The following is an 11,134-nucleotide window of genomic DNA, read 5'->3' as shown; positions in this document are numbered from 1 at the left end:
GGCGCTCGCGAAGGTTCCGGGCGTCACGCGTGCATCAGTCAATCTTGCAACCGAACGTGCAACGGTCGACGCGTCGAACGACGTGTCCGCCGCGCAGCTTGCCGACGCGGTGAAACAGGCAGGCTACGGCGCAACACCGATCGCCGTCTCGGCTCGGCCCGCAACTTCCGCTGCCACGCCCGCTTCCGCCGACGTCGAACTCGACATCGGCGGCATGACGTGCGCGTCCTGCGCCGGCCGCGTCGAAAAGGCGCTGGCCGCCGTGCCGGGCGTCGCCCGCGCGACGGTCAACCTCGCGACCGAACGCGCGTCGGTGCACGGCGCCGGCGCACTCGACGCCGCCACGCTGATCGCGGCGGTCACCACAGCCGGCTACCGTGCGTCGCTTCCGGCCGCGTCACCCGCCAGCGCACCGGCCGGCGCCGACTTACAGCCAGCCAGCCCCGCGCAGGACCCCGACGCACGCAAGCGCCGCGAAGCGATTCGCGAACGCAACCTCGTGATCGGCGCCGCCGTGCTGAGCGCGCCGCTCGTCGCGCCGATGCTCGCCGCACCGTTCGGTATCGACCTGATGCTGCCCGGCTGGCTTCAGCTCGTGCTCGCGTCGATCGTGCAGTTCGGCTTCGGCGCGCGCTTCTACCGCGCGGCCTGGCATGCGGTGAAGGCACGCACCGGCAACATGGACCTGCTCGTCGCGCTCGGCACGTCGGCCGCATACGGGCTGAGCCTGTGGATGCTGCTGCGCGATCCCGCGCATCCCGGCCATCTGTATTTCGAAGCGTCGGCCGTCATCGTCACGCTCGTGCGCTTCGGCAAGTGGCTCGAATCGCGCGCGAAGCGCCAGACCACCGAGGCGATCCGCGCGCTGAACGCGCTGCGCCCCGACCGTGCGCGCGTCGTCGAGCACGGCGTCGAACGCGACGTGCCGCTGTCGCAGGTGCGCGTCGGCACGCGCGTCGGCATCCGGCCCGGCGAGCGCGTGCCCGTCGACGGACGGATCGTGTCGGGCCGCTCGCACATCGACGAATCGCTGATCACCGGTGAAAGCCTGCCCGTGCCGAAGGACGATGGCGACGCCGTCACGGCCGGCTCGATCAACGGCGAAGGTGCGCTCGTCGTCGAAACCACCGCGATCGGCGCAGAGACGACGCTCGCGCGCATCATCCGCCTCGTCGAATCCGCGCAGGCCGAGAAGGCGCCGATCCAGCGGCTCGTCGATCGCGTCAGCGAGGTGTTCGTGCCGGCGATCCTCGGCATCGCCGTGCTGACGCTGGTCGGCTGGCTGATCGCCGGCGCCGGGACGGAAACCGCGATCCTCAACGCGGTCGCGGTGCTCGTGATCGCGTGCCCGTGCGCGCTCGGTCTCGCGACGCCCGCCGCGATCATGGCCGGCACAGGCGTCGCGGCCCGGCACGGCGTGCTGATCAAGGACGCGCAAGCGCTCGAGCTTGCGCAACGCACGACCGTGATCGCGTTCGACAAGACCGGCACGCTGACCGAAGGCAAACCGTCCGTGACGGCGTTCGACGCCGTCGGCATACCGCGCGCCGAAGCGCTCGCGCTCGCGGCGGCCGTGCAGCGGCAGAGCGACCATCCGCTCGCGCGTGCGGTGGTCGTCGCGCACGACGCGGACGTGGCCGCACAGGGCGGCGCAGCCGCGTCGGTCGTCGCGACCGATGCGCGCGCGGTGGCCGGGCGCGGCGTGGAAGCGCACGTCGGCGGGCAACAGCTTGCGCTCGGCAGCACGCGCTGGCGCGACGAACTCGGCATCGCGGTGCCGCCGGCGCTCGATGCGCGCGCGGCGGAACTCGAACGCGCGGGCAACACGATCTCGTGGCTGATGCGTGCCGATGCGCCGCGCGCGGTGCTCGCGCTGATCGCCTTCGGCGACACCGTGAAGCCGGGCGCCCGCGACGCGATCGCGGCGCTGTCGGCGCGCGGCGTCGCGAGTGCGCTCGTGACGGGCGACAACCGCGGCAGCGCGACGGCCGTCGCGGCGGCGCTCGGCATCGGCGAAGTGCATGCGCAGGTGCTGCCCGACGACAAGGCGCGGGTCGTCGCCGAGCTGAAGCGCACGCACGGGGGCGTCGTCGCGATGGTCGGCGACGGGATCAACGATGCGCCCGCGCTCGCCGCGGCGGACGTCGGCATCGCGATGGCGACCGGCACCGACGTCGCGATGCACACGGCCGGCATCACGCTGATGCGCGGCGACCCGGCGCTCGTCGCCGATGCGATCGACATTTCCAAACGCACGTACCGCAAGATCCAGCAGAACCTGTTCTGGGCGTTCGTGTACAACCTGGTCGGCGTGCCGCTCGCGGCGCTCGGCTTGCTGAACCCGGTGATCGCGGGCGCGGCGATGGCGTTTTCCAGCGTCAGCGTCGTGACCAACGCGTTGCTGCTGCGGAGATGGAAAGGCCGCGCGCGTTGATGCGGCGGGCCGTGAAGGCGGGATAGCCGAATGGGCCGTTCGGCGGTCGGTGGGCGGTGGGCGGTGGGCGGTGGGCGGTGGGCGGTGGGCGGTGGGCGGTGGGCGGTCAGAGGATCACGGAGCGTGCCGGCATTGGCCAGCTACGCAGTGTGCCGAATCGCACAACCCCATGACGATGCATCGCGAGCCCGCGGATTCAGTCCGACACGACCGGTTTGATCAACGTCGTGGTGATCGGCACGAAGCCGCATGAACGATACAGCGCACGCGCCGCCGCGTTGTGATTGAACACCGACAGCCCGATCTCGGTGACGCCGTAGCGACGCGCCTCGGCGTCGAGCGCATCGAGCGCACGCGTGGCCCAGCCCTGGCGGCGCCGGGACGGGACGATGTCGAGGTCGTAGATGAACAGCGTGCGGTTCGGCCCTTCGGGGACGATCGCGTACCAGAGGTCGCCCACCGTGTCGCCGCTGGCGCCGTCGATGAGCGTGACGAGGGTCTGGCCGGCGGTCAGCAGGCCGTCCGGCAGCAGCGTGTCGAAACAGGCGCGCGCACGATCGGCCGCGTCTTCGACAGCATTTTGCCCGGAGGAAACGAGATCGCTCGCGTAGCCGTGGATGGCTCGCGTGCGGTACGCGTGGAATTCGCCGGCCGTCATCGGCCGCATCTGCAGCATGGCCCGGTCGCCGTGAACGGAATCGGACTTCCAGTGTAACGGGACGGTCGCACCGGCGCGCGAGGCGGCGGTGGAAAACGGGCGAGCAGGTACGGCGGACGCCGCGCCGAATCAGCGAATCAGCGACGGTACAGGACGATCGGCACCAGGTTTGCACGGCGCACGCGCTCGGCTTCGGCGTGACGTGCGGCGTACGAGTATTCGGCGTCGAGCGGCAGGTGCGGGGACACGAACAGGTCGTCGATTTTTTGCAGCAGGGCGAAGATGAAGCTCATGTGAGACTCCTGACAGATATGGCTAGGGTTTTCCCTTAGAACGCCTCCATTCTAAGGGTTTTCCCTGAACTCTGCCAGCGAACTGCATCGGTTTGCCGCACCCGCGCGACAGCCGATCGCCGGCGGGAAGCGGCGATCCTTGCTGCATCGGGCTGTCAGGATAGGGTCGAAACGTTAGCGGGTGCGACGAACCCGCTTCGCGACGGCCGCCTCGCGGTTCGCGCTGCGCTGAAGCCGGTCGACTTGCGACAGGAGCGCTTCGTGGTGCTCCTCGAGCGTCATCAGCGTGGCCTGCTGCGTCGACAGATCGGCCGCGAGGCGATCGATCCGTTGCTGCTGGGTGGCCACGTCCTGCTTCAGGTGCGCGATCTGCCGCGTTTGCAGCACCAGCGCGACGAGCCCTACCAGCACGACGACGGCCAGCGCCAGCAGCAGCCGGTTGACGCGGCGCATCTCGCGATCGGCCGACCGCGTCAGTCCGTCCACGTCGGACTGCAGCGCGGCGAGCCGGTCGGTCAGCGGGCGCAGGTGCGTGTCTGGATCGAAGGCCGGCGCGGGCGGTTGCGGGCGCTCCGACGAGGGCTTGGTCACGAACGAGGCGGCGGATACCGCCGGCTGCGCAACCGGCGACGGCGAAACGTCGGGCTGCGGGGTCGTGTCGCGGGGCTTCGCGGAAGGTGTGGCGATTGCCGGTTCGAGCGGCCGCACCGACTGTGCCGACTGTGCCGACTGTGCCGACTGGGTCGGCTGGGTCGGCTGTGCCGGCGTCTGTGGCTCGACCGGCGCGGCGACGACCAGCGGCAGGTTCGAGTCAACCGCTTCCGGCTTCGAATCGACGCTCGTCGCAACCGGTGCGGCTGGCGTCGCCGCCGCTTCATTGGCGCCGGCAGCGACCCGGCGTTTGCTGCCCGATGACGCGCGGCGCTCCTTCACGGCGTCGCCCGAAGATTTCCCTTCGCGGGATTTGACGACCGCCGCCTCGACGACAGGCTTCGCGACTTCGCCATTTGCCGCTGGCGACTCCGCCGCCTGCGCCGCAGCGCCATCTTCGGCTTCCAGCTTCGTCTCCGCGTTCGCGGCGCGGTCGACCGCGGGCACGTCGATCTGCGTTACGCCGCCATCGACCGCAGGCGAATCGGCGGCCTGCGTTGCAAGCCCCTCTGCCGATGCGCCGTCGACGTTCGCGGCCACATCGCCTTCAGGTGTCGAAACGGAAACGGCCTCGACCGCCCCATCCTGCGCCGCCGTCCTTTCCGCTTCCGCATGCGTTGCCGCCGCATCCGCCGGCGGGACGAACCCGTCCAGCGTAGCCTGTCGCCCGTCATCGGCAACGGCCGCCGCATCGGCTTCCACCAGCGCTTCCTCGTGCGCCGTCACCGGCATGCGCTCGCCCGGCTCCAGCACCGGATCGCCGAACAGGTCGAGCGTCCGTTCGTCGCGCGGCGCGTCGCCGGCCGGTGCGCTGCCGGATCGCGCCGTCGCCCTGGCGGACGTGCTGCCTGCGGCAGCGGCCGAGCGCGGGCGCGAACGGGCCGACGAACGGGTGGAACGGGAGCGGGAGCGAGGCGTGGAAACGGATTCGGTCATGGAAATCGGATAGCGGGGCCCGCAGACGCGAACCCGGATGTCGAACGGAATCGGTGGCCGGCCATTGTCGCACGCCCCGCAACCGAGTCACGCAATCGAGTCACGCTATTCGTCGCCCGCCAGCCCGTTCCCGCCGTCGAAGCGCGTGACGCCGGGCAGCGCGCGCAGCTTGGCGCAGATGGCCTTGTATTCGAGTTCCGATACGCGCGCCAGCGCGATGCGCACCTCGTCCTGCTCCCCCGCGTCGTCGGCACGCTGCACGATGAACTGCTTCACGCGCGCACTGTCCGGGCCGAGCGCCGCGTGCAGCGAATCGAACGTCAGCGTGCCGCTCGCGACCGTCAACGCAAGCTGGCGCCGCTGGCGCACCGTGAAATAGCGCCGCTCCAGCGGCTTGATGCCGGCCAGGATGATCAGGATGATGATCGTCGCGGAAATCGCCGCGACATAGAGCCCGCCGCCCACCGCCAGGCCGATCGCCGCGACCGACCACAGGCTCGCGGCCGTCGTCAGCCCGCGCACGATCTCGCCGCGCAGCAGGATCGAACCCGCGCCGAGGAAGCCGATGCCCGATACGACCTGCGCGGCGATCCGCGACGGATCGAGCACGACGTGGTCGCTGGTGCCGAGCACGTCGGCAAAACCGAACGCCGACACGATCATGATCAGCGTCGAGCCGACGCACACCAGCATGTGCGTGCGCAGGCCGGCCGCCCACGACAGGCGCTCGCGCTCGAAGCCGATGACGCTGCCGAGCGCCGCCGCGAGAACGAGCCGCATCACGAGTTCCAGGTTGCTGAGCATCCGATTTCTCTCCTTTTTTTGGTGCCGGCCGCGCGGAATGTTTTATCCTTGGCCCCGGCCGCGCCGATTCTCCGGGCCGCGCCGACACGTTTCGATCCAAGCGCTCAACCCCGCCATGTCCGTTTCCGACTCCGCTTCCGCCCAGGCCGCCCAGTTGCGCCACCATTTCGCGCACGTCGTCTTGCCGATCTGGCGGGGTTCAGGGTTCGACTCGGCGTTGCAATTGCCGTTCGAGGCCGTCGATCCGGCCACCCACGCGCCGCTGCCCGTGACCCGTTATCGCGCAATGGCGTGCGCAAGGCAACTCTTCGTGTTCGCGCAGGCCGGCGACACCGCCCACGCGGCCACGCTGTTCGACGCGCTGTGCCGGCACTTTCGCGACCCGCGCCACGGCGGCTGGATCTACAGCGTCGATGCGCAGGGCGCACCGCTCGATACGACCAAGGATCTCTATACGCACGCGTTCATCGTGTTCGCGTGCGCTGCGTGGCATGCGGCGTCGGGCGACGCCGCCGCGCGCACGGTGGCCGAGGAAACCGCCGCGCTGATCCAGGACCGCTTCGCGCCGCGCCACGGCGACGCGTTGCTCGATGCCGCGCGCCATGCCGACTTCTCGTCATCCGGCAGCGGTGCGCTGCAGAATCCGCTGATGCACCTGACCGAAGCGTGGCTCGCGGCCGCCGATGCGTTCGGCGACCCGGCATTCGACGATGCGCTCGCACGCACCGCGCAGGCCGTCGAGCGCACGTTCGTCGATGCGGCGACCGGCTGCGTGGCCGAGCTGCCGCTCGGATCAGCCGACAACCGTTTCGAGCCCGGCCATCAGTTCGAGTGGTTCTATCTGGTCGATGCGGCCGGTGCGCGGCTCGCGCAGACCGGGCTGCCCGCCGCGCTGTCGCGCGCGTTCGCGTTCGCCGAGCAATACGGCGTCGATCCGCAGACGGGCGGCGTGTGCGCGGCGCTCGACGCGCAAGGCGCATGCATCGACGGCACGCAGCGGATCTGGGCGCAGACCGAATACCTGCGCGCGCTCGCAACGCACGGCGGCACGCCGGCCTCCGCGCCGCTCGCGCGCCAGATCGAGCGGTTCGCCACGCGCTTCCTGCATCCGCGCGGCTGGTTCGAATGCAAGACGGCGGACGGACAGGTATCGCGCGCCGACATGCCGTCGACGACGCCCTATCACCTCGCGACCGCCTACGCGGCGCTGCCGACCGGTTCGTAATCCGTCGCGGCGAACGACGGCGCCGCGCGGCCGCCGTGGGCGACGCGTCCGTCGCCCAGTTCGAACACCGACACCGCCTGCATCAGGTGCGCGGTCTGGTCGTTCAGCGATGCGGCCGCCGCCGCGACTTCCTCGACCAGCGCCGCATTCTGCTGCGTGAGCTGATCCATCTGCGTGACGGCCTGGTTCACCTGCTCGATCCCGACGCTCTGCTCGACCGACGCCGCCGTGATCTCCGACATCGTCTGCACGACGCGCGTGATCGACGCCGACACCGTGCGCATCGCGTCGCCGGCGCGCTCGACGAGTTCCGCGCCGCCGTTGATCTGCGCGACCGAATCCTCGATCAGCGCCTTGATCTCCTTCGCCGATTGCGCGCTGCGCTGCGCGAGCGAGCGCACTTCGCCCGCGACCACCGCGAAGCCGCGCCCCTGTTCGCCGGCCCGCGCGGCCTCGACCGCCGCGTTCAGCGCGAGGATGTTGGTCTGGAATGCGATGCCGTCGATCACCGAGATGATCTCCGCGATGCGCCCCGAGCTCTGCGCGATGCCGCGCATCCGGTCGATCACGCTGTCGACCACGCCGCCGCCGTGGCTCGTCGCTTCGAGCGCCGCGTCGGCCAGCGCGCTCGCCGCGCGCGCGCTGTCGGTGTTCTGCCGGACGGTCGCGGTCAATTCCTCCATGCTCGCGGCGGTTTCCTCAAGCGACGCGGCCTGCGTGCCCGTGCGCGCCGACAGGTCGGCGTTGCCGCCCGCGATCTCGCCCGCGCCGAGGTGGATCGCATCGGACGCCTGGCGCACCGTGCGCACGGTGCCCGCGATACTCGTCTGCATCGCGCCGAGGGCGCGCAGCATCCGGTCGATCTCGAACACGCCGCCCGCCTGCACGGCTTCGTCGAGACGGCCCTGCGCGATCCGCTCGAAATGGCGGCCGGCCTGCTCCAGCGGCGCGACGACCGCGCGCCGCGCGGCCGCGTAGATCGCGGCGCTCGCCGCGAGCATCGCCACCAGCAGCACGATGCCGACCGACTTGAACCACAGCATGCCGCCGTCGATCGTGTCGAGCGCCGCGCGGCTCGACGTGCCGCCATAGTCGGTGAAGCGATGCAGCTCGGCGATGTACGCGTCCTGGAAGCCCTGGGTCGGCTGGTCGAGGAACGCCTGGATGTTGTCGGCGTCGAGGAACTGCACGAGCTCGCCCAGCGCGCCGCGCAGCGCGCGATAGCGCTCGGTGAGCGCCGCGACGCGCGCGCGGTTGGTGTCGTCGACCGCCTGCGCGGCCGTCAGTACCGCGAACGCCTTGTCCGCTTCCGCGAGCGACGTGCCCGCGTGACGGATGATGTCCTCGGGCTTCGGCCCGCCGCGCACCATCCGCGTGCCGGCACGCGACAGGTTGATGCGCGCGTCGAGCAGTTGCTCGGTCGCCCGGCTGGCCGCGTCGACCTGCGCGATCGCGACGTTCGACAGATCGTCGACGCCGCTGCGCGTCGACGTGAGCGCCCAGAAGCCGAGCGCTTCGATCGCGAACAGGAAGAGGCAGAACACGGTCAACACGCCGAGCAGACCCGACGCGAGCTTGATTTTTCCGAACATGGGGATTCCTGGAGAGCGGACGATGAGGCAATGCCCCGGCATTAGCGGCATTTCTTCGTCGGACTTTAGGCGGAATGGCCACCACGCAGGTCAATCGCGCGCTTCGCGCGCGCATTCGCGTCGAATCGCCCGCAAACGCGGAGATCTTGCGTATTCGACGCAATAATCGCGTCGCATCGCGCCGGGATTTGCACGAAACGCGGACGAATTTCCTTGCTTATCCGGAGCCCCCTTCCTAGAGTTCAGCGCAAGCGGGCACTCATTTCAAGGAAGTTCGATGACCGACATCACGGACCACGCGCGCGGCGCATTGCGCGCGCAGCCGTTCAGCATGCTGCTGGGCACGGAGCTGATGCATATCGGCGACAACGAAGTGTCGCTGTGTCTGCCCGTGCGCGAGGAACTACGGCAGCAGCATGGTTTCGTGCACGGCGGCGTCATCAGCTATCTCGCGGACAACGCGCTGACGTTCGCCGGCGCGCTCGTGCTCGGCCCGCGCGTGATCACCGCCGAATACAAGATCAACTATCTGCGGCCGGCCGTGAACGGCACGCTCGTCGCCCGCGCGAAGCTCGTCTACGCGGGCCGGCACCAGGCGACCTGCCAGTGCCACGTGTTCGTCATCGACGGCGATCACGAGCGGCTCGTCGCGATCGCGCAAGGCACGATCAACCGCGTCGGCGACGGCAAGATGCCGGATGCGCCGGTGGAGACGGCGTGAATTGCTGCGTCGGCAAGCATCGATGCCGCGACGCCTGTCGCGCTAGCGTTTCATCGCAGCCAGATAGACCGCATCACGCTCGCGGCGGCCCACCGCGACCACCAGCACGATGACTTCCGCGTCGCGCACTTCGTAGACGAGGCGATAACCGACACCGCGCAGCTTGATCTTGTAGCGATCCGGGTGGCCATGCAATTTGGCTGACGGGATACGAGGATGCGCGAGCCGCTCGGCGAGCTTGGCCTTGAATTGATCGCGCACGGTGCGATCGAGCTTCCCCCTTCAATGCAGGCTCGAGAAAGGCGAGATCAAAGGTCATTCAAATTGACCTTGACGATCTTCTCCCTGGCGCGCGAATCGGCCAACGCATTGTCGTCGGTGTCTTCCAGGCGTTCGACCATCGCCTCCCACGTCTTCGCGGGAATGCAGTAGAACGCGGGTTCGTTGTGATTCAGGAGGCGACCGGAAAACCCTCGCCCGCGGCAACGGTTCCCATCGGATTCCGCTTCAGCTCCGAGACGCTAGCCAGAATGGTATGAGGCATATCTGCTCTTTCTCCAATCGAGCGCCGATTGTACTTAATTTGATACGAGACTAAGCACCAAAATTGACACTCTGATGCACTCGACACTCGACCGTCGACGAACGGAAACCACCTCCTGAAAGACAGCCCTAGTCTGTCTCATCCCCCGCCAACGGCAAAAACCGCGGCGCCACCCGCGCCCGCACGTTCCCGTGCTCATCGGTCCGATAGATCCCGCGCGCCGCGTTGTGCGGGTGCACGGCCGCGTCGACCACGCTCAGCACCGGCGCGAAACACGCATCGGTGCCTTCGAGCAGCGCGCGCCAGTGCGCGGATGGCTGCTGCGCGAACACCTCCGCGAAACGCGCCTTCAGCGCAGGCCAGTGCGCGCGGTCGTACTGCGACGCGGGATCGACGTCGGTCAGCCCGAGCCGTTCGACCAGCAGCGCATAGAACGGCGGCTCGAGCGCGCCGATCGTCACGCATTCGCCGTCCGCGCAGCGATACACGTCGTAGAACGGCGCGTCGTGGAACAGGCTCGGCTGCGCGCCGTCGAGCTGCCCGTTCGCGCGCGCCCACAATGCGAGCGAACCGAGCATCGACACGATGTCGACGATCGCGCCGTCGACCACGCGCCCCGGCCCGCCGCCGCGTACGTCGAGCAACGCGCAGACGATGCCGAACGCAAGCCCGAGCGCGCCGCCCGCATCGCCGACGACGGTCGGCGGCACGCCCGGCCGGCCGTCGCGCGGCGCGGACAGCGACAGCAGCCCGGTCAGCGCGACGTAGTTCAGGTCGTGCCCGGCCGCGGCCGCGAGCGGTCCATCCTGGCCCCAGCCCGTCATGCGCCCGTAGACCAACTTCGGATTGCGGCGCGCGCAAGCGTCGGGCCCGAGGCCGAGCCGCTCCATCACGCCGGGCCGCAAGCCCTCGATCAACGCATCGGCCTGCGCGATCAGGTCGAGCGCGGCGTCACGCCCGGCCGGCGCCTTCAGGTCGAGTTCGACGATCGTCTTGCCTTCGCGCAACAAGTCGCCGTCGCGAGCCCGCAGCGCGTCCGGCGCGCTCGTGCGGCCGGACGGGCGCGCGATCAGCGTGATGCGCGCACCCATGCCGGCGAGCATCCAGCCCGCGAGCGGGCCGGGGCCGAGACCTTCGAATTCGACGATGTGGATACCGGCAAGCGGTGCATTCAATGACATGGCGACCTCGCTGAACTGCAGTCGGGACAGGAGCGGCGAAACTTTCCGATTCTATGCGAATGCCTGCGCGCACCGGCTTCGCGACCAGCGCCTGC

The 11,134-nt window shown here is 69.6% G+C and carries 10 protein-coding genes and 1 pseudogene; 3 read left to right on the top strand and 8 right to left on the bottom strand.

The genetic code is table 11. The features are described from left to right. Nucleotides 1–2,434 (top strand): heavy metal translocating P-type ATPase (locus AP428_RS28095; protein WP_054928426.1); only part of this gene is annotated, 2,434 nt, incomplete at its 5' end. Nucleotides 2,435–2,630: 196 nt separating this feature from the next. Here the strand turns inward: AP428_RS28095 and AP428_RS28090 are convergent. The 4 genes from AP428_RS28090 to AP428_RS28080 form a co-directional block, all read right to left on the bottom strand. Next, nucleotides 2,631–3,110 carry a GNAT family N-acetyltransferase gene (locus AP428_RS28090; protein ID WP_011548929.1) on the bottom strand — a complete coding sequence of 160 codons (480 nt, stop codon included), beginning with the start codon at nt 3,108–3,110 and terminating at the stop codon, nt 2,631–2,633. A 119-nt stretch (nt 3,111–3,229) separates the two neighbouring features. Continuing rightward, entirely contained in the window at nt 3,230–3,385 is a 156-nt protein-coding gene (locus AP428_RS37285; protein ID WP_011548928.1) for a hypothetical protein, read from the bottom strand. Between the two features lie 174 nt (nt 3,386–3,559). After that, entirely contained in the window at nt 3,560–4,972 is a 1,413-nt protein-coding gene (locus AP428_RS28085; RefSeq protein ID WP_041489649.1) for a hypothetical protein, read from the bottom strand. A gap of 105 nt (nt 4,973–5,077) precedes the next feature. Then, complete coding sequence (locus tag AP428_RS28080) at nt 5,078–5,776, bottom strand: MgtC/SapB family protein (RefSeq protein WP_011548926.1); 699 nt, start codon at nt 5,774–5,776, stop codon at nt 5,078–5,080. A 115-nt stretch (nt 5,777–5,891) separates the two neighbouring features. Here AP428_RS28080 and AP428_RS28075 point away from each other — a divergent pair, with 115 nt between their 5' ends. Then, nucleotides 5,892–7,001, top strand: coding sequence for an AGE family epimerase/isomerase (locus AP428_RS28075; RefSeq protein ID WP_027812333.1), 1,110 nt, complete (start codon nt 5,892–5,894; stop codon nt 6,999–7,001). Here AP428_RS28075 and AP428_RS28070 read toward each other — a convergent pair. Further along, the gene (locus AP428_RS28070) at nt 6,974–8,593 is read right to left on the bottom strand and encodes a methyl-accepting chemotaxis protein (RefSeq protein ID WP_011548924.1); all 1,620 of its coding nucleotides are present in this window, start codon (nt 8,591–8,593) and stop codon (nt 6,974–6,976) included. The two genes, AP428_RS28075 and AP428_RS28070, sit on opposite strands and share 28 nt — an antisense overlap. 277 nt (nt 8,594–8,870) lie before the next feature. On the opposite strand from AP428_RS28070, the gene AP428_RS28065 reads away from it, so the two are divergent. Further along, a complete protein-coding gene (locus tag AP428_RS28065; RefSeq protein ID WP_006480333.1) occupies nt 8,871–9,314 on the top strand; it encodes a PaaI family thioesterase in 444 nt (147 codons plus the stop codon). Nucleotides 9,315–9,356: 42 nt separating this feature from the next. Here the strand turns inward: AP428_RS28065 and AP428_RS28060 are convergent, their stop codons facing one another. The 3 genes and pseudogenes from AP428_RS28060 to AP428_RS28050 form a co-directional block, all read right to left on the bottom strand. Further along, the gene (locus tag AP428_RS28060; RefSeq protein WP_011548923.1) at nt 9,357–9,575 is read right to left on the bottom strand and encodes a type II toxin-antitoxin system RelE/ParE family toxin; all 219 of its coding nucleotides are present in this window, start codon (nt 9,573–9,575) and stop codon (nt 9,357–9,359) included. A gap of 47 nt (nt 9,576–9,622) precedes the next feature. Beyond that, a pseudogene (locus tag AP428_RS28055) lies at nt 9,623–9,858 on the bottom strand (type II toxin-antitoxin system Phd/YefM family antitoxin). Between the two features lie 128 nt (nt 9,859–9,986). Continuing rightward, complete coding sequence (locus AP428_RS28050; protein ID WP_011548921.1) at nt 9,987–11,039, bottom strand: CaiB/BaiF CoA-transferase family protein; 1,053 nt, start codon at nt 11,037–11,039, stop codon at nt 9,987–9,989. Nucleotides 11,040–11,134 lie beyond the last annotated feature (95 nt).

Source organism: Burkholderia sp. E168m22 (genome assembly GCF_001319805.1).
Classification (GTDB): domain Bacteria; phylum Pseudomonadota; class Gammaproteobacteria; order Burkholderiales; family Burkholderiaceae; genus Burkholderia; species Burkholderia orbicola.
Note: the sequence above shows the minus strand (reverse complement) of the source record. Positions and strands in the feature narration are given on the sequence as shown.

What these genes read in the sequence shown, in the direction of transcription:
- AP428_RS28090 (WP_011548929.1), bottom strand. Translation starts at nt 3,110, where the DNA reads ATGCTGCAGATGCGGCCGATGACGGCCGGCGAATTCCACGCGTACCGC.
- AP428_RS37285 (WP_011548928.1), bottom strand. Translation starts at nt 3,385, where the DNA reads ATGAGCTTCATCTTCGCCCTGCTGCAAAAAATCGACGACCTGTTCGTG.
- AP428_RS28085 (WP_041489649.1), bottom strand. Translation starts at nt 4,972, where the DNA reads ATGACCGAATCCGTTTCCACGCCTCGCTCCCGCTCCCGTTCCACCCGT.
- AP428_RS28080 (WP_011548926.1), bottom strand. Translation starts at nt 5,776, where the DNA reads ATGCTCAGCAACCTGGAACTCGTGATGCGGCTCGTTCTCGCGGCGGCG.
- AP428_RS28075 (WP_027812333.1), top strand. Translation starts at nt 5,892, where the DNA reads ATGTCCGTTTCCGACTCCGCTTCCGCCCAGGCCGCCCAGTTGCGCCAC.
- AP428_RS28070 (WP_011548924.1), bottom strand. Translation starts at nt 8,593, where the DNA reads ATGTTCGGAAAAATCAAGCTCGCGTCGGGTCTGCTCGGCGTGTTGACC.
- AP428_RS28065 (WP_006480333.1), top strand. Translation starts at nt 8,871, where the DNA reads ATGACCGACATCACGGACCACGCGCGCGGCGCATTGCGCGCGCAGCCG.
- AP428_RS28050 (WP_011548921.1), bottom strand. Translation starts at nt 11,039, where the DNA reads ATGTCATTGAATGCACCGCTTGCCGGTATCCACATCGTCGAATTCGAA.